The 18,358-nt window shown below is 39.4% G+C and carries 18 protein-coding genes; 11 read left to right on the top strand and 7 right to left on the bottom strand.

All coding sequences use genetic code 11. From position 1 onward, the window contains the following. Positions 1 to 10: 10 nt before the first annotated feature. From P3G65_RS09570 to P3G65_RS09560, 3 genes are read right to left on the bottom strand one after another with little or no spacing between them, the layout of a single operon-like run. Entirely contained in the window at positions 11 to 232 is a 222-nt protein-coding gene (locus tag P3G65_RS09570) for a transcriptional regulator (protein WP_019335376.1), read from the bottom strand. Beyond that, complete coding sequence (recF, locus tag P3G65_RS09565) at positions 204 to 1,298, bottom strand: DNA replication/repair protein RecF (protein ID WP_019292209.1); 1,095 nt, start codon at positions 1,296 to 1,298, stop codon at positions 204 to 206. Before recF ends, P3G65_RS09570 begins: the two co-directional genes overlap by 29 nt. A gap of 2 nt (positions 1,299 to 1,300) precedes the next feature. Beyond that, positions 1,301 to 1,663: an RNA-binding S4 domain-containing protein gene (locus P3G65_RS09560; protein WP_019292208.1), complete on the bottom strand. Its 363-nt coding sequence runs from the start codon at positions 1,661 to 1,663 to the stop codon at positions 1,301 to 1,303. A 133-nt stretch (positions 1,664 to 1,796) separates the two neighbouring features. Between P3G65_RS09560 and yfmF the strand changes: the two genes are divergently transcribed. The 8 genes from yfmF to P3G65_RS09520 all read left to right on the top strand — a co-directional run bounded on the left by yfmF (position 1,797) and on the right by P3G65_RS09520 (position 11,146). Next, positions 1,797 to 3,041 carry an EF-P 5-aminopentanol modification-associated protein YfmF gene (yfmF, locus tag P3G65_RS09555; protein ID WP_019292207.1) on the top strand — a complete coding sequence of 415 codons (1,245 nt, stop codon included), beginning with the start codon at positions 1,797 to 1,799 and terminating at the stop codon, positions 3,039 to 3,041. Beyond that, positions 3,022 to 4,305 carry an EF-P 5-aminopentanol modification-associated protein YfmH gene (gene yfmH / locus P3G65_RS09550; protein WP_019292206.1) on the top strand — a complete coding sequence of 428 codons (1,284 nt, stop codon included), beginning with the start codon at positions 3,022 to 3,024 and terminating at the stop codon, positions 4,303 to 4,305. The genes yfmF and yfmH overlap by 20 nt, the downstream gene beginning before the upstream one ends. A gap of 51 nt (positions 4,306 to 4,356) precedes the next feature. Continuing rightward, positions 4,357 to 5,259, top strand: a complete 903-nt coding sequence (locus P3G65_RS09545; protein ID WP_019292205.1) for a RodZ family helix-turn-helix domain-containing protein — start codon at positions 4,357 to 4,359, stop codon at positions 5,257 to 5,259. Between the two features lie 48 nt (positions 5,260 to 5,307). Continuing rightward, complete coding sequence (gene pgsA, locus P3G65_RS09540) at positions 5,308 to 5,859, top strand: CDP-diacylglycerol--glycerol-3-phosphate 3-phosphatidyltransferase (RefSeq protein WP_019292204.1); 552 nt, start codon at positions 5,308 to 5,310, stop codon at positions 5,857 to 5,859. 321 nt (positions 5,860 to 6,180) lie between these two features. Further along, positions 6,181 to 7,464: a histidine--tRNA ligase gene (gene hisS, locus P3G65_RS09535; protein WP_019292203.1), complete on the top strand. Its 1,284-nt coding sequence runs from the start codon at positions 6,181 to 6,183 to the stop codon at positions 7,462 to 7,464. A gap of 55 nt (positions 7,465 to 7,519) precedes the next feature. Then, positions 7,520 to 9,268 carry an aspartate--tRNA ligase gene (gene aspS, locus P3G65_RS09530; RefSeq protein WP_019292202.1) on the top strand — a complete coding sequence of 583 codons (1,749 nt, stop codon included), beginning with the start codon at positions 7,520 to 7,522 and terminating at the stop codon, positions 9,266 to 9,268. A 10-nt stretch (positions 9,269 to 9,278) separates the two neighbouring features. Beyond that, positions 9,279 to 10,142: a YitT family protein gene (locus tag P3G65_RS09525; RefSeq protein ID WP_029343371.1), complete on the top strand. Its 864-nt coding sequence runs from the start codon at positions 9,279 to 9,281 to the stop codon at positions 10,140 to 10,142. 122 nt (positions 10,143 to 10,264) lie between these two features. After that, positions 10,265 to 11,146 (top strand): YitT family protein, encoded by an 882-nt coding sequence (locus P3G65_RS09520; protein ID WP_017368602.1) that lies wholly within the window; start codon positions 10,265 to 10,267, stop codon positions 11,144 to 11,146. 40 nt (positions 11,147 to 11,186) lie between these two features. Here the strand turns inward: P3G65_RS09520 and P3G65_RS09515 are convergent, their stop codons facing one another. From P3G65_RS09515 to hslO, 4 genes are all read right to left on the bottom strand, one after another. After that, positions 11,187 to 11,429, bottom strand: a complete 243-nt coding sequence (locus P3G65_RS09515) for a hypothetical protein (RefSeq protein WP_019292200.1) — start codon at positions 11,427 to 11,429, stop codon at positions 11,187 to 11,189. Positions 11,430 to 11,495: 66 nt separating this feature from the next. Continuing rightward, the gene (gene dusB, locus P3G65_RS09510; RefSeq protein ID WP_003133380.1) at positions 11,496 to 12,491 is read right to left on the bottom strand and encodes a tRNA dihydrouridine synthase DusB; all 996 of its coding nucleotides are present in this window, start codon (positions 12,489 to 12,491) and stop codon (positions 11,496 to 11,498) included. An 87-nt stretch (positions 12,492 to 12,578) separates the two neighbouring features. Continuing rightward, complete coding sequence (locus P3G65_RS09505; protein ID WP_019292199.1) at positions 12,579 to 14,123, bottom strand: ClC family H(+)/Cl(-) exchange transporter; 1,545 nt, start codon at positions 14,121 to 14,123, stop codon at positions 12,579 to 12,581. After that, on the bottom strand, positions 14,120 to 15,004 hold the full coding sequence (gene hslO, locus P3G65_RS09500; protein WP_019292198.1) for an Hsp33 family molecular chaperone HslO: 885 nt from the start codon (positions 15,002 to 15,004) through the stop codon (positions 14,120 to 14,122). The genes P3G65_RS09505 and hslO overlap by 4 nt, the downstream gene beginning before the upstream one ends. A gap of 308 nt (positions 15,005 to 15,312) precedes the next feature. Between hslO and P3G65_RS09495 the strand changes: the two genes are divergently transcribed. The 3 genes from P3G65_RS09495 (at position 15,313) to pheS (ending at position 18,331) form a co-directional block, all read left to right on the top strand. Further along, positions 15,313 to 16,602, top strand: coding sequence for an adenylosuccinate synthase (locus P3G65_RS09495; RefSeq protein ID WP_017368598.1), 1,290 nt, complete (start codon positions 15,313 to 15,315; stop codon positions 16,600 to 16,602). 184 nt (positions 16,603 to 16,786) lie between these two features. Beyond that, positions 16,787 to 16,927 carry a hypothetical protein gene (locus P3G65_RS09490; protein ID WP_230318217.1) on the top strand — a complete coding sequence of 47 codons (141 nt, stop codon included), beginning with the start codon at positions 16,787 to 16,789 and terminating at the stop codon, positions 16,925 to 16,927. Positions 16,928 to 17,290: 363 nt separating this feature from the next. Further along, a complete protein-coding gene (gene pheS / locus P3G65_RS09485) occupies positions 17,291 to 18,331 on the top strand; it encodes a phenylalanine--tRNA ligase subunit alpha (protein WP_019292196.1) in 1,041 nt (346 codons plus the stop codon). Positions 18,332 to 18,358: the final 27 nt, after the last annotated feature.

Here is an 18,358-nt window from a genome sequence, read left to right as displayed (position 1 = left end):
AAATTCGGAATTAATGTTCCGAATTTTTTTGCTCTAATTGTGAGTAATGGCTATTTTTGATATGAACCAATACACGTAAATCTTCTTCGAGTTTATCTTTTTGTTGGCGCAATTCACGTTCTTGTTCAACAAGAAGGGAAATACGTTTTAATAACGTAGAATCCCCTTCTGCCTCCAGTGCCTTAAATTTGAACAGGTTATCCTCAGTCAGTGGTGGTTCTTTCTTGTCCATTTGTTTCAATTTCTCCTTGCTTCACATTGAAAATACTTAAGTTTTCTGGCAGGTTTTTGAGGTGGTCAAGCGTCGTTGTAGTAATAAAGGTTTGTGTTTTTCCGAGCGTTGTTTCTAAAAGATCCAACTGACGGCTATTATCGAGCTCACTCATGACATCGTCGAGCAAAAGAATAGGATATTCTCCAGTCTCTTCAAAAATTAAATCAATCTCAGCGAGCTTGACAGATAAAGCAACGGTTCTTTGTTGGCCTTGGCTGCCAAAGTCCGCAACATTAATACCATTGACAAAAAAAGTCAAATCATCTCGGTGAGGACCGACAGAGGTCTGATGACGAAAGATATCCTTATCACGTGCGCTTTTCAAATCTTCTAAGAGAGCTGTGGAATTAACTTTATAATTAATCTGCAGCTCCTCAAGCCCATGAGTGAGTTGAGCATGAATTTTTTGTGCCAGCTTTTCTAGTTTGTCAATAAAATTTTGACGTTCAGTACTAATCTTCTGACCGTGTTCTGCCAGTTGGCTGTCTAAAACATCTAAAAAAGTAGTGTCAATCTGTTTGCGTTCCATCTTGAGGTAAGCATTGCGCTCTTTTAAAGCGCGGTTATAGCGCACCGAATCATAAAGATAAACGGGGCGTATTTGACCAATCTCCATATCCAGAAAGCGACGGCGAATGCTTGGTGCACCTTTGATAAGTTCTAAATCTTCAGGTGCAAACATGATAAGGTTCAGCTGACCGATATAGTCTGCTAAGCGGTTTTCTTTCAAATGATTGACATGAGCCGTACGTCCTTTAGGAGTCAAAGCAACTTCTAGAGGGATATTACTGTGACCTTTTGTGACAGTACCAGAAACCTTCATTTCTTTGGCATCCCACCGAATCAGTTCCCGATCATGATGGGTGCGGTGGCTACGTGTTAAAGCAAGAAAGTAGATACTTTCTAAAAGATTAGTTTTACCTTGGGCATTCTGTCCTAAAAAGATATTGAGATTGGGATGAAATTCAAGGGAAAGCTTATCATAATTTCGGAAATTATAGAGCTGTATATTGTTAAGTTTCATGCTTATTTAGCGCCGGGGAATCTTGGCTTGGCCGCTTTTTTGGGTTTTTGAGTTTTGACTTGAGCGTTCATTTTCTTGACAAGTGCTTTGACGCGTTCTTCCTCGGCCTTATCTTCTTCACGTTCAGCAATTTCTTCTTCAGAAGCTTGGACAAATGTGAGAATCAGTCCAAATTCAGGAATCTCCAAAACATCTCCCGCACGCAGTTTTTTGCCACGGCGATTTTCAGCTTCCTTGTTTAAGAAAATATTGCCTTCATTTTCAGCGAGAAAAAGCTTAGCTTGGCCTCCTGTATTGACAATGGCCAATTCTTTAATGACTTGTCCTAAGGTGATGTATTCTTCAAATAAAATGTAATTTTGCATAACTCTATTTTAGCATAAAGAGTCTCAAAAATAGTGGAAAATTTGCTATAATAGAGATATTACAGCTCCTGCTCTTTTTAGGATTAAAAGAAGTTCCTTTAAACTTAAAAAGAGGAGTAGACAAGGGATATCTATGAAACTAGCCAGCGGAGTAAATCTCCATGTTATAAAAGAAACAAAATTCAAAACAATACGTCTCATGGTGCGCTTTCGTGAAGAACTTTCGCGAGAAAATATTGCTAAGCGTGTGATTATCTCTAATTTATGGGAAACGACCAATGCAGCATACCCAACAGCTCAAGCATTTTCAAGCCGCTTGTCAGAACTTTATGGGACATCTTTCTCAACTGCAGTAAATAAAAAAGGCAGTCAACATTTGTTAAGCATTCATATGAATCTTGTTAATCCTAAGTTTGTTGATGTGGATACTTTGGCAGGTGCCGTTGACTTTATGCATAAAGCGCTCTTTAGTCCAGATAATAATGTTGAAGTTTTCCAGCGGGAAAAGACAAATCTCATCAACTACCTTAAAGCTATGAATGAAGATCGCTCTTATTATGCCAGCCGTCAGTTGGCTGCCCTTTTCTTTACGGATCCAAATCAATCTCTCCCAGGTGTAGCAACTGTGGGACTTTTGCAGTCAGAAACAGCAGAAGCTGTTTTTAATTATTACACTGAAATGCTTAATCACAATCTGATTGATATTTTTGTTCTAGGTGATGTGGAAGAAGCTGAAGTTGTACGTTTGTTCCAAAACTTTGACTTTAAGGATCGTCAGAGGCATTCTGAAATTTTTTATAAGCAAGAGCTCAAGGATTATCAAGAAAAAATCGAAGCTAAGGAGGTGCAACAGTCTATTTTACAAATGGCTTTTGCGCAACCGACAACTTATGGCAGCAAGGATTACATGACTTTACAAGTGATGAATGGCCTTTTTGGTGGCTTTGCACATTCTAAATTATTTATGAATGTCCGTGAAAAGGCAAGCTTGGCTTACTATGCAAGTTCAGCTTTTGATAGTTTTACAGGCCTGCTAAGAGTTAATGCAGGAATTGATGCAGGAAATTATCAACAGGCACGAGAGCTGATTCTAGAACAACTTCAAGCCATGCAATCTGGAGACTTTACCGCACAAGAAATTGAGCAAACTAAAACAATGCTAAAAAATTCTTACTTCATGTCGCTTGACTCTTCTTCGAATCTCATCGAACAAGCTTTTATTCACGAAGTTTTGCCTGAACTTTATGTTGATGAAGCAACTTTTTTGAAAGCATTAGAAGCTGTGAGCAAAGAAGATATTATGCGCTTGGCGCAAAGTTTAAAACTACAGGCTCAATATTTCATGAAAGGAGAAGTTTATGCAGAAGAAGAGATATGAAAAAACGGGTGAAATCTTATATACTGATGTTCTAGCCAACGGTTTAACGGTTTATTACTTACCGAAACCTGATTACAATCGTACCTACGGTCTTTTTACGACAAACTTTGGGTCATTGGATACCTCTTTTGTCCCTATGGGAAGTCAAGAGATAAAGACTTTTCCAGAAGGTATCGCTCACTTTTTGGAGCATAAACTCTTCGAGAAAAAAGAAGGGGATGTAATGTACAAGTTTGGAGCCTATGGGGCGCAAACCAATGCTTTTACAAGCTTTTCGAGAACGTCTTATCTTTTTTCGACACGTGAAAATATCTATGAGTGTGTGAACTTACTGCTTGATTTTGTGCAAGAACCTTACTTTACGGAAGAAAATGTTGCAAAAGAGCAAGGTATTATTCAACAAGAAATCCAGATGTATCAAGATGATAGTGACTGGCGTTTGTTTGCAGGGCTTTTAGCTTCGCTTTATCCTGAGTCACCATTGGCAGATGATATTGCTGGTACTCCACGTTCGATTAAGGAAATTACCGCAGCTGACTTGTATGTTAACTATGAAACTTTTTATCATCCCTCAAACATGAACCTCTTTTTAACAGGTCCTTTTGATGTGGATTACATGGCTGCATTTGTAAATGAGAATCAAGAGAAGAAAGCTTTTGTTAAAGCTGAACCCATACAGAGAAAAACTGTTGAGGGGAGTCAGCCGATTGCAGGAAAAACTCTTGCGTTTGAAGTTGCGATGCCCAAGTTGGCTCTTGGTTTTCGTGGAGAAGATGCTTTACCAACTGATGCCCGCGAATTATTAGAATATAAACTTTCAAATCAGTTGCTTCTCGATATGCTTTTTGGGAAAACAAGTCATCGTTATGAGGAAATGTATAATGCAGGTTTAGTTGATGATTCTTTTGGCTATGGTTTTGATATGGATAAAAGTTTTCACTTTGCGAATATTACAGTAGATACTGAAAAACCAGAGCAAGTAAGTAAAGTTTTGCAGGAAGCCCTAAAAAGTTATAAAATAGATAAGGATTTTGAAAAAGAAAATCTAGAAATACTGAAACGTGAAACACTAGGGGACTATTATAAATCCCTAAACTCTTTAGAATATATCGCCAATCAATTTTCATCAAATATTTATGGCGAGATTAACTTCTTTGATTTACCTGAAATTTTATCAGGATTAACCCTTGAAAAAGTCAGCAAATACGCTGAAAAATTTGTTGAGAATATGCAAACTGTAGATTTTATCATCTACCCTAAATAATACGAACAGTTATGAATAAATCCATGTATTTCATAAAGCTGAGAGGAGGACATGGTGGCAATTAAAACAATAGGCGAAGTCCTCAAAGACAAGAGGACGGAACTTGGCCTCGGGCTAAGTGAAGCCGAAAAACTTACAAATATTCCGAAATTATATATTATTGCTTTAGAAACAGGGGATTATAAGGCTTTACCCGGTGATTTTTATATTAAAGCTTATCTTAAACAATATGCAGAAAAGTTGGATCTTGATGCAGATCAAATCATGTTTGCATATGAGAAGGATGGATCAATGTCTGTTGAAGAACACGAAGACATCCAAGAAACTTATCGATTTGTGAAACCAAGTGAACGCGTAGAAGAGGAAGAGGAAGAAAGTAATAAGCCTGCATGGCGTCATTATGTTCCCATTATCTTGCTTTCTGCTGTTGCACTAGCCATTGTCGGAAGTGTCACAGCTGTTGTATTACTTACGCGCCCGCCAAAGCCAGACTTGAGTGATACGTCTTATACTTATAAAACGAGCGAAACAAAAAAGGCAACAGAAGAACAAAAGAAAACAACAGAATCATCAGAAAAGCCTGTTGAATCAAAACCAGAGCCCCAAAACCAAATTACGATTACTGGAAGTGGTGCGCAGCTCAATGTCAAGGTAGAAAATGCTACGAGCCCAACACAAATTGTCTTTACAACAGCAGCTGGCGCAGTGACAACTGTTTCATTGACCAATGCGGATTGGGCAACAGTACGCACGTTATCTGATGCCGAAAATACAGCTACAGCAACGCTCGGAGCAGGATTAACTAACTCCGTGATTAACTTGTCCAATACCCAAGGACTTACAATGACAATCAACGGTAGCACTGTCGATTTGTCTGCTCTTACAGTAGGCGTTCCAGTTCAAGTGCAATTAACGGTGACTTATGCAAGCACTACAGCACCTGTAACACAATAAAAAGTTGAGCCACGAGCAGGCCAACTCTAAGAAGCGAAGAAAGTAATTATGAAAAAAGAAAAACTCCCTAATCAACTAACGATACTAAGAATCTTTATGATTCCTGTCTTTCTCATTGTCCTTTATCTGCCACATGGTGCAGCTGTGGGTACAAGCTATGTTTCATGGATTGTTGCAGCAATTATCTTTGCTGTAGCTTCAATTACAGACTGGCTTGATGGCTATTTGGCGCGCAAGTGGAAAGTTGTTTCTAATTTTGGTAAATTTGCAGATCCTTTAGCGGATAAAATGTTAACGATGGCTGCATTTGTGATGCTAATTGCTCTAGGCTTAGCTCCAGCTTGGGTTGTTGCAATCATCGTATGTCGTGAACTTGCTGTGACTGGACTTCGCCTTTTACTGGTTGAACAAGGTGGTGCAGTCTTGGCTGCAGCTATGCCAGGAAAAATTAAAACATTTACACAAATGTTGTCTATTATTTTCTTACTAATTGGTGATCCCATTTATATTGGCACAATCTTACTTTATGTTTGCCTTATCTTCACGATTTATTCCGGCTATGATTACTTTGCCAAAAATATGCAAGTTTTTAAAAATTAATGTGAATTTAAAGCTTGAAAAAAATAGAAGTCTGCGTTATACTTAAACATACAGAGAGTAAGACTTGGCTGAAAGCTTACAAAACCTAAAGTGACGATAAGAAACGGTAGCAACGTTATAGCTAAACTGAGGTTCTGGAAGACAGGACAAATTTAGGTGGTACCGCGATAAGATTACTGACGCCCTAGAGCTTTTATGCTTGGGGCGTTTTAATTTGCTACCAGCATTGCACCTAAAGGTGCTAATGCTGAACGGCAAGGCTCACAAAGGCTTTCTTAATAATGTTTAAATCATAAATGTATTCGATACAAAGGAGATAATATGAAATTACAAAAACCAAAAGGTACGGCAGATATTCTGCCTCAAGAGTCACAAAAATGGCAATATGTAGAAATGATGGCACGTGCAGTATTTGAAGATTACAATTTCAAAGAAATCCGTACACCCCTTTTTGAAAGTTATGAGCTGTTCAGTCGTGCAACAGGTGAAACAAGTGATATTGTGACGAAAGAAATGTATGACTTTGACGATAAAGGTGGACGTCACATTGCCTTACGTCCTGAAGGAACTGCTTCAACTGTTCGCGCTTATATTGAAAATAAACTCTTTGCCCCAGAAGTGCCAAAACCTGTCAAAATGTATTATATGGGCTCAATGTTCCGCTATGAACGCCCTCAATCTGGACGTTTACGTGAATTCCATCAATTTGGTGTAGAGTGTTTCGGAGCAAAAAATCCGGCAATTGATGTCGAAATTATCGCCATGGCACAATCATTATTTGAACAAATCGGTATTTCTGGTGTGACACTTCACTTGAATTCTCTGGGGGATTTAGAAACACGTAAGGCTTATCGTACAGCTTTGGTTGATTATTTGACACCTTTTGAAAAACAACTTTCAAAAGATAGCCAACGTCGTCTTCACGAAAATCCTCTTCGAGTACTTGACAGCAAGGAAAAAGAAGACAAAGAAATCGTCAAGGATGCACCATCTATCTTGGACTTTCTTACAGAAGAGTCTCAAAATCACTTTGACATGACACGTGATCTGCTCGATGGTTTAGGCATTGAATATGTCATTGATACTAATATGGTTCGTGGTTTGGACTATTATAATGATACAATTTTTGAATTTATCGTAGATGTCAAAGGACAAGAATTGACGGTTTGTGCAGGCGGCCGTTATGATGGTTTGGTTGAATACTTTGATGGTCCAGCCACACCAGGTTTTGGATTCGGACTGGGTGTAGAGCGCTTGTTGATGGTTGCTGAAATGCAAGGTGTTGATTTCCATGAAGAAGATACACTTGATGTTTATATTGCCGTTATGGGAAATAAAGCCAGCTTAGCAGCGACACAACTCGCAGAAAGCCTCCGTGCTCAAGCCTTTAAAGTCGAACGTGATTTCTCTAATCGCAAGCTTAGCGCACAATTTAAATCAGCTGAAAAAGCAAAAGCAGAAGTGATAATTACGCTTGGGGATAATGAAGTGGAAACAGGTGAAATTACAGTTAAACATAACCAAACGCGTAAAGAAGTGAAAACAACTTTGGCAGAAGTTGCGAAAGGATTTGCGCCTATCTTTGAGGAAGCGCTTGGAGAATAACAAAGTTCAGTAGTTCTAGAGAACAAGAGTACTAAAAAACATAAGGAGATTAAATTTGAAGAGAACAAACTATGCAGGAAATATTACCGAAGAATATTTAAATCAAGAAGTTACCGTAAAAGGTTGGGTTGCGAAGCGTCGCAATCTTGGAGGCTTAATCTTTATTGATTTGCGCGACCGCGAAGGTATTGTCCAGATTGTCGTTAACCCAGAAACAGCAGCAAAAGAAATTGTTGAGGTAGCGGATAAAGTCCGGAACGAATACGTCCTTGAAATTACAGGTAAAGTTGTTGAACGTGCCAGCAAAAACGAAAATATTAAAACAGGTGGAATTGAAATTGAAGCCAACCAAATGCAAATTCTCAGCACTTCAAAAACAACGCCTTTTGAGATTAAAGATGGAGTTGAGGTGCTTGATGATACACGGTTGAAATACCGTTATCTCGACTTACGTCGTCCGGAAATGCTTAATAATATTACGATGCGTCATGCGACAACACGTGCTATCCGTAGCTACTTAGATAATCAAGGCTTTATCGATGTTGAAACACCTTTCTTGAATAAATCAACTCCAGAAGGTGCACGTGATTACCTTGTTCCTTCTCGTGTTAATAAAGGCGAATTTTATGCTTTACCACAAAGTCCACAACTTATGAAACAATTGTTGATGACTGCGGGCCTTGATCGTTACTATCAAATCGTGAAATGTTTCCGTGACGAAGACTTGCGTGGTGACCGTCAACCAGAATTTACACAGGTCGACTTAGAAACAAGTTTTCTTGGGGAAGAAGAAATTCAAGATTTAACTGAAGGTTTGATTGCGAAAGTTATGAAGGACGTTAAAAACGTTGATGTAACTTTACCATTTCCGCGTATGAAATACGATGATGCTATGAATTTCTATGGTTCAGATAAGCCAGATACACGCTACGAAATGCTCTTGACAGACTTGACAGACCTTGCGAAAACTGTAGATTTCAAAGTGTTTAGTGAGGCGCCAGTTGTTAAAGCCATTGTTGTTAAAAATAATGCCGATAAGTACTCTCGTAAAGCTATTGATAAATTAACAGAGCAAGCCAAACAAAATGGTGCCAAGGGCTTAGCTTGGATCAAGTTTGAAGACGATAAATTGGCAGGTCCAATTGCTAAATTCTTGACAGATAAAACATCAGAATTCGTTGAAACTTTGGGCTTAGAAAACAACGACTTGGTTCTCTTTGTGGCGGACAGTTTAGAAGTGGCAAATTCAGCACTGGGTGCTTTACGTCAAACGATTGCCAAAGAGCAAGGCTTAATTGATTATTCGAAATTCAATTTCCTCTGGGTTATTGATTGGCCAATGTTTGAATGGTCAGAAGAAGAAGGGCGTTATATGAGTGCGCATCACCCGTTCACTTTACCAACTGCTGAAACACAAGGGGAACTTTCAGGAGATCTTAGTAAAGTGCGTGCGCATGCTTACGACATTGTTTTGAATGGTTACGAACTCGGTGGTGGTTCACTTCGTATTAATACGCGTGAATTACAAGAAGAAATGCTCAAAGCGCTAGGCTTTAGTTTAGAAGATGCCAAAGAGCAATTTGGTTTCTTGTTGGAAGCTTTAGATTATGGCTTCCCACCACACGGAGGATTGGCCCTTGGTTTGGACCGTTTCGTTATGTTGCTTGCAGGAAAAGACAATATTCGTGAAGTTATTGCCTTTCCTAAGAATAATAAAGCCACAGACCCGATGACACAAGCGCCATCAGTAGTCAGTGAGAGCCAACTGGAAGAATTGAGAATTAAACTTGAAAAACTTGACTAAATTTATCAACATGTTTGGTGGCTGGGAAAAGTTGACACATCGTTTCTCAGCATCTGTCTTATATGGAATCACATCTGCTTTTGCATTGAACTTCTTTTATCAACCCGGAAGAGTTTATGCAAGTGGCGCGACAGGGGCAGCACAGGTGGCAACGGAAATTTTAACACGAATTTTGGGGCACAACTATCTTCCCATATCAGCCACGCTCTTCCTGATCAATGTTCCCTTAATGATTTTAGCTTGGTTCCGTTTAGGGAAACAGTTTACTCTGTTTACTTTGTTAACGGTTACCATGAGCTCCATTTTTATCCACTTTGTTCCTGAAACAACGCTGACACCTGATCCAATCATCAATGCCATCTTTGGTGGTACCATCATGGGTGCAGGTGTTGGATATGCCATGCGTAATGGTATTTCAAGTGGTGGTACGGACATCATTGCCCTTTATATCCGGAAGAGAACAGGCCATAATGTTGGTACACTAGGTTTCATTGTCAACGGAGTAATTATCTTTACTGCAGGCGTACTCTTTGGCTGGGAATATATGCTGTATTCTATGATTGCTATCTTTGTGAGCTCACGTGTCACAGATGCAATCTTTACACGTCAAAAACGTATGCAGGTGATGATAGTTACCGAGAATCCTGAAATCATCATCCGCAAACTCTTTGAAAAAATGCATCACAGTGCAACAATTTTGAACAATGCTGAAGGTGCATACTCACACGAGAAACGGACAATTTTGTTTACGGTTATCACCATGTATGAGTATCAAGATTTTAAAGAAATCATCACAAAATATGATCCGAAAGCTTTTGTCTCTATCTCAGAAAACGTTCGTGTAATAGGGAACTTTAGTGAGATTACTGATTAAGTTGACAAAATGACCGTTTTAGTATAAATTAGAGAAGGCCTCTGTCAACTGTGACAGAGGTTTTACAAGAAATTATAAAGCCATTTTTATAAGGTAAAAATGGTATTAGATTGGAGAGTTGTATGAAGGATATGAGCCTCATTAAAATCCATTTTCGTAACTTTATTGCCATCAGCTTAGGCGCAATTATCTTTGCTTTTGGTTTTGTAAAGTTAAATATGGCCAATCAGTTGGCTGCAGGTGGCCTTTCCGGTATTACCTTGATCTTGCACGCATTATTCAAGTTGGATCCGGCCCTAAGTCAGTTCATTCTGAATATCCCCTTGCTTTTTATTGGTTACCGTTTCTTAGGACAACGGACCTTTACCTATACGGTCTATGCGATTGTTAACATCTCGCTTTTCCTTTCAGTTTTCCAAGCATTTGATTTTAGTATTAATCTTTTGCATGATAACTTAGTCGCAGCTCTCCTGGCCGGGGTATTTGCCGGAACGGGGATTGGGATTATCTTCCGCTTTGGCGGAACAACTGGAGGTTCAGATATCATTGCTCAGCTGTTGCAAATTAAGCGAGGCACAGCAGTGGGGCGTGTGATTTTCACAATAGACCTTTTTGTAATGACACTTTCTCTCACTTACATTGATGTTAATCATATGGTTTATACATTAATTGCAAGTTTCGTAAGTGCCCAAGTGATTAACCTTATCCAATCTGGTGGTTATACCGTTCGTGGGATGCTTATTATCAGTCCTAAGTATCAAGAAATTTCAAATGCCATCCTGGCAGAACTTGGACGTGGTGCAACATTCTTACATGGTGAAGGCGCATATTCAGGTACAGAAAAACGTGTGGTCTATGTGGTGCTTAACCCTCGAGAAGTCATGACGGTTAAAGCTCTGATTGCTGAAATAGATCCTCAAGCCTTCTCAACAGTAATAAATGTTCATGAAGTTATGGGAGATTTTACTTATCCACAAAGTAAATATAAACGTAAGAAAAAATAAAAAAAGAGCCAGATTTTGGTTCTTTTTATTTTAATGGCTATTATTGAAAAAGTTTTGAAGTTAGACGTTCGCCTTCAAGTCGGCCTACAGAAGAAACACCTTCTACATCAGAAGAATCAGCATTAACGCCGTCCTTAAGAATTTGTAAGCGATCGATAGCTTGATTGATTTGAATGAGGCTTTGAGTTTGGTTTTCAAAGCTATAATTACTAATCTCACGTTTAGCTTTCTTGAGGTGAATAATTGCCTTTTCGATTTCGACAAGAGCTTTTGATGTACGCATAGAGTCCCTCCTTGTTTTATGATACTAACCTTATTATAAACAAAAAGACTGGCAAAAGCCAATCTCTTAATTTTGAGCAACGAAATCATCTAAAATCTTGACAATTTCTGCTTGTGTTTCTGCTTGATTTACAGCTACTTTAACTTTTGCAGCACGTTTTGCACCTTTGAGGTAGTAAGCTGCATGTTGACGGAATTCGCGTGACGCTAAGTTATCGCCTTTGAGGTCAACAAGACGTTGCAAGTGAATCTTAGCGATACGCATTTTTTCATCCACAGTTGGTTCAGGGAGTAATTCCCCTGTGCGAAGGTAGTGTTCCGTACGGTGAAGCATCCACGGATTTCCAAGAGCTGCTCGACCAATCATGACTGCATCAACACCTGTTTCATCAATCATGCGTTTAGCATCTTCAGGTGTTTTAACATCGCCGTTTCCGATGAAAGGAATGTTAATATTGCTTGCTACTTTTTCAAGCCATGTCCAGTCGGCTTTACCTTCATAGAGTTGAGCGCGTGTCCGTGCGTGCATTGCAACAGCTGCACCACCAGCTGCTTCAATAGCTTTGGCATTTTCGACAGCGTAGAGATGATCAGAATCCCAACCGATACGAATTTTTACAGTGAGTGGTAGATCAATCGCAGAGCTGACAGCTTTCACTACATCGTAAACCTTATCTGGGTCAAGTAGTAAGCGACTTCCCGCTTCATTTTTGGTTACCTTCGGAACAGGACAGCCCATATTGATATCAATGATGTCTGCTACTGTATTTTCTTGAACAAATTTCGCTGCTTCAACCAGTGTATCAACTTCACCACCAAAAATCTGCATGGAAAGTGGATGCGGAACGCCTTCAAAGTCCATCATTTGAAGCGTTTTTTTGTTACGATGTTCGATACCTTTATCAGAAATCATTTCAGTAACAACAAGTCCGGCTCCAAACTCTTTAGCTGTTGTCAGGAAGGCTTTATTATTAATTCCCGCCATTGGAGCGAGTACAATTTTATTAGCAATTTCTATATCCCCAATTTTCCATGGGCGTGTGTATTTTGAATCCATAGTCATAGAGAATATTTTACCATTTTTTAGGGGATTTGCTAAAACTTTGCACTGAAAAAACCTTCGTAGATAAATTAACGAAGGTTTTTTAGATTAATCAGTAAATAAGTGCTTTATTTTTTGGCGTACAGAAACTTCCTGAGCTTGAGTGGTTAAAAAGGTTGCAACATCTCCAGCATGGAGTAGTGTATCTCCTCGTGGAATAATTTTTTCACCATTTCTTTGAATAGCAATCAGAAGACTATCTTTAGGAAGATGGAGATTTTGAACCGGTTGATTGTCAGCTTCCGAATCAAACTGTACCAAGGCTTCAATCATAATATGACCTTCTTTTTCAGTAGCTATTTCCGAATCAACAGTAAGTAGATTGTGGAGTAATGAGTGGTAGATTGGCTCAGAGTGTAAAAGCTCGGCCACAAGATAGGAAATTAGAGAAACAAAAGCCAGAGGTAATAAATGATCAAAGGAACCTGTCATCTCGACTAAAAGGAGAATTCCAGTCATTGGTGCACGAACGATAGCAGTAAAAGTTGCAGCCATCGCTAAAATAATAAAATTTGGGAATAGGTTGGGCGACAAATGCAAGAGAGGAATGACTGTTGTAGCAAAAATGCTACCAAGACTAGCACCGAGTACTAAGAGGGGGAAGAATATTCCTCCGGGAACACCTGAAGCATAGCTGATGAGGGAAATCAAAAACTTTGCAACAAAGACCAGACAGAGAAAGGCAAGTCCCCAAGTAAGCGTCAATTGGTCAATCAACTGGTGACCACTGCCGCTGATTAGTGGAAAGAAGAGTGCGACAAGAGCAGAAGCAGCAAAACTGAACAAGACACGAAGAAAAGGACTTTTTATCTTCCCCTTCATGAGGCTTTGACTCTTTAGAAGAGCAGCATTATAAACTGCACCAAAAATTCCCATAAGGATGCCTAAAAGTAAGAGTAGCCAATAATCTGAGAGGGGAAAGCTGCTCACGATTTGGAAATCAAAGATACTGGCTGGACCAAAAATAATACGCGAAACGGCATCAGCCATGATAGCAGAGCTCATACAAGTTAATAATATCAAAGGTGAGAAGTATTTGAATACTTCTTCAAGCGTAAACATGATACCCGAAAGCGGTGCATTAAAAGCAGCAGATAAACCGGCGGAAGCTCCAGAAGCAATCAACAAACGTTGGTGTCGCTCAGTAGAGGAAAATCTTTGACCAAAGGCTTGTCCCATCGCAGCCCCGAGCTGGATCGATGGTCCTTCACGACCTAAGGATAACCCAGCAAACATGGCCAGTGTTCCTCCGACAAACTTAGCCCAAGCCGTTGAAAACCAGTCTGGTTTAAAGTAGCCCAGCAATTGCCCTTTGACTTGAGGAATTCCGCTACCAGTCGACATAGGGTATTTTTTCATCAAGGTACTGACAATAAAGACAAGGAGAAGCAAGGTGGGAAGGAGGAAAAGCCCATAAATAAGGTGAGTGCTGGCTTGATGGTAGAGAGCAGCACCTAATTTTTCAGCTAGAGAAAGGGCCAAACGATAAAAGCTGGCTAAGAAGCCAGCTGCCAGTCCAACCAATAGACTTAAAAAAATTAAACCTATATTTTTGTTTGACGATTGTGAAAGATCTTTAATCAATAGTCTCATTTTTGAGCAGCTCCCAAGATTAAATCATTGAGTTCTTTTTCTGTAAATTCATATTTGCGTCCGCAAAATTGGCAGAGGACTTCAGCCCCGTGATCTTCTTCAATAATTTCGGTGAGTGCTTGACTACCGAGGCTTTGTAAGCCTTCAGCAAATCGTTCCTTTGAACAGTCACACGCAAAGGCTAAGGGTGATTCAGCAAGAATCGTATATTCGAGCTCACCATAAAGTGCAGCTAACATGGCTTCAAGCGGCTTTTCTTTTAAAAGCATTTCTGAAATACTTGGCATTGCTTTGATGTTTTTTTCCATCAGAGTGATTTCATCATCAGTTGCATCAGGCAAGGCTTGGAGCATAAATCCCCCTGCGATTTTAACACTGTCTTCCCCGTCATTGAGCAAGACATTTAAACCAACAGAAGAAGGTGTTTGCTCACTAGAGAGAAAATACCAGGCCAGATCTTCCCCAATTTCTCCAGTAATTAAATCAGTTTGGCCTGTATAAGGTTGACGAAGTCCCATATCTTTAATAACGACAAAGAAGCCATTGCCAATGAAAGGAGCAACAAGTACTTCTCCTGTTGAAGCTTTTTTATAGTCTAAATCTTTGTTTTGAACATAACCTTTAACATTTCCTTTAGCATCTGCTACGGCAACAATTGCACCCATAGCACCATCACCCAAGATTTTGACCGTAATTTTACTGTCCCCTTTTTCATTAGCGCCTAAAATTTGGGCAGCAATCAAGGTACGACCAAGGGCAACAGTAGAAGTAGGCATCGTTTGATGACGTTCCTGAGCTTCACGGACAGTTAATGTTGAATCAAGAGCAAAAGCACGAAAGTGACCATTTTTTGAAATGGATTTTAATATTTTATCAGTCATAACTTCTTCTATTTTAACATATTTTTAACGTCATGGATTGTTAGGATTTTATTTTGACACTGATGTTTTATAACGAGAACGAAGGTAGTCAAAAAAGTAAGATTATTAGAAAAAATAGAAATAAAGTTAGATATTTCCGAACAAAATAGTAGTTTTATAGAAAAAAACTCGTTTCTTACTCAAAGTAAATTATATTTTTTGCTATAATAGGAATAGTGCGATAGGAGCTTTTCAATATCAAAATGCCAGCTGTGCCTCTTGAAAAGGAGACATAGAGCGTACAAATATTAAAAGAAAAGAGAGCTATTATGCCATCAGTTGTTGTTGTAGGAACGCAGTGGGGAGATGAAGGAAAAGGTAAAATTACTGACTTCCTCAGCTCAGACGCAGAGGTTATTGCGCGTTACCAAGGAGGGGACAATGCCGGTCACACTATTGTTATTGACGGCTTTAAGTACAAACTCCACCTTATCCCATCTGGTATTTTCTTCCCAGAAAAAACATCTGTTATCGGTAATGGTGTAGTCATCAACCCCAAAGCCCTGGTAAAAGAAATTGCTTACCTCCACGAAAACGGTGTAACAACAGACAATCTTCGTATCTCAGACCGCGCCCACGTTATCTTGCCTTACCATATCAAGTTAGATGCCCTTCAAGAAGAAGCTAAAGGCGATCAAAAGATTGGTACGACAATCAAAGGTATCGGCCCAGCTTACATGGATAAAGCGGCACGTGTCGGTATCCGTATCGCAGACCTTCTTGATAAAGAAATTTTTGAAGAACGTCTACGTACAAATCTTGAAAATAAAAACCGTGAATTTGTTAAACTTTACGATAGTGAAGCACTTGATTTCGATGAAATCTTTAACGAATACTATGAATACGGTCAACAAATTAAAAAATATGTAGCGGACACCTCAGTAATCTTGAACGATGCGCTTGATGAAGGCCATCGCGTCCTCTTTGAAGGTGCACAAGGTGTTATGCTAGATATCGACCAAGGAACTTATCCTTTTGTTACATCTTCAAACCCATTGGCAGGAGGAGTAGCTATCGGTTCAGGTGTTGGTCCAACAAAAATTGATAAAGCAGTTGGTGTATGTAAAGCCTACACTTCACGCGTTGGTGATGGTCCATTCCCAACAGAGCTTTTTGATGAAACAGGTCACCAAATCCGTGAAGTTGGACATGAATATGGTACAACAACAGGTCGTCCACGCCGTGTAGGATGGTTTGATGCGGTCGTTATGCGTCACTCACGACGTGTTTCAGGTCTGACTCATCTTAGCTTGAACTCTATTGATGTTCTGGCAGGATTACCAACAGTGAAAATCTGTGTCGCTTACGAACTTGACGGAAAAGAAATCACTCACTACCCAGCAAGTCTTAAAGAATTGGAACGTTGCAAACCAATTTACGAAGAAATGCCAGGATGGTCTGAAGATATTACTGGAATGCGTACTCTGGAAGAACTTCCAGAAACAGCACGCAACTATGTTCTTCGTGTTGCAGAACTCGTTGGTGTCCGTATCTCAACATTCTCTGTTGGTCCAGACCGTGACCAAACAAACGTTTTGGAAAACGTTTGGGAAGCCTAAGGAAATAAATCTAAGAGCAAGCAATCATTGAGTTGATTGCTTTTTTTGGTGCCTTTTTTCTCGTATTAGTTGCTAAAAATTAATTATTGATTTTTGGAGGAGAATATTATTGAAAAAGAGAATAAGAGTAGTGCTGTTTGTGAGCCTGAGTTTTGTCCAAATACTTATTGCTATGTTTATAGTCGTGAAAAAATGGCTCCGTACGGCTTTTGAAACGGATTCTGCAGTAGTAAAAACGATTGAAGATGGGATGTTTTCAGGAAATGCCGTAGTCTATCCCACCTATGTCCGCCAGCTTTCAATCTGCCACCAGAAACAGAAGTAGAAGAAAAAGAACTCAATAGGCGTAAGGGGTATATCCTTAAAATCAAGAAGTAATAATTCTTTGAAATTGTTAATAATTGTGGAAAATGCTTAAGGCAGCGATAACCATTGACAAATGAGATAAATCTGCTAAAATAAGAACATATAAAGAATGAGAAGAGTAGGTTACTGGAACGTTTAAGGGAGTGATGTCGTCGACTGCAAATCATCACACGGAAAAGTTATTGAAGTTCACCTCGTTCTAATTTAAAATAGTCTTTAATTAAGTGATAAAATAGGATGGTACCGCGGTTTTCGCTCCTTTGTGTAGGGGTTGAAATCGTGGTTTTTTTGTCATCACGGTTAGAAGGTATTAGGAGAAAAAATGAATTTACAAGAAAAAATTGAAGCTTTACGTGAACAAGCTTTGAATAATTTAACAGCAGCTGTTGAAGAAAGAATGCTGAATGATTTGCGAACAGCAATCATGGGTAAAAAAGGCGAGTTGACAGAAATTCTCAAAGGGATGAAAGACCTAACAAATGAAGAACGTCCAGTTATCGGTGCTCTAGCTAATGCCTTCCGTGACGAATTCGGAGCGAAACTTGAGGAGAAAAAAGCAGAGCTTGAAGCAGCAGCCATGAATGCAGCCTTAAATTCTGAAACTTTAGACGTGACTTTACCCGGTCATGCACCTAAAAAAGGTGCACGTCATATTTTGACTCAAACAGCAGAAGAGATTGAGGAAATTTTCTTAGGTATGGGTTATGAGATTGTTGACGGCTATGAAGTCGAAACGGATCATTATAATTTTGAGCGTATGAATTTGCCTAAAGATCATCCTGCGCGTGATATGCAAGATACTTTCTATGTAACAAACGAGGTATTATTACGCACACATACATCGCCAATGCAAGCGCGCACGATGGACCAACATGACTTTAGTAAAGGTGGTTTACGCATGATTGCTCCAGGTCGCGTTTACCGTCGTGATACGGATGATGCTACTCACAGCCACCAATTCCATCAAGTCGAAGGCTTAGTTGTGGATAAAAACATTACGATGGCCGATCTTAAAGGTACGCTTGAACTTGTCATTCAAAAAATGTTCGGTGCTGACCGTGAGATTCGTCTACGTCCTTCTTACTTCCCGTTTACGGAACCTTCTGTTGAGGTCGATGTAAGCTGCTTCAAATGTGGCGGCAAGGGATGTAATGTCTGCAAATATACTGGCTGGATTGAAATTCTCGGTGCGGGTATGGTTCATCCTAACGTTTTAGAAATGAGTGGTATCGACAGCAAGGAATATTCTGGTTTTGCTTTTGGTATGGGACAAGAACGTATCGCAATGCTCCGCTATGGTATCAATGATATTCGTGGCTTCTATCAAGGTGACTTACGTTTCTTAGAACAATTTGGAAAATAATTTCAGAAGTAAAGACATAAAAGAATA

Source organism: Lactococcus sp. bn62 (genome assembly GCF_029492705.2).
Lineage (GTDB): Bacteria > Bacillota > Bacilli > Lactobacillales > Streptococcaceae > Lactococcus > Lactococcus petauri.
This window is presented reverse-complemented; position numbering and strand designations above follow the sequence as displayed.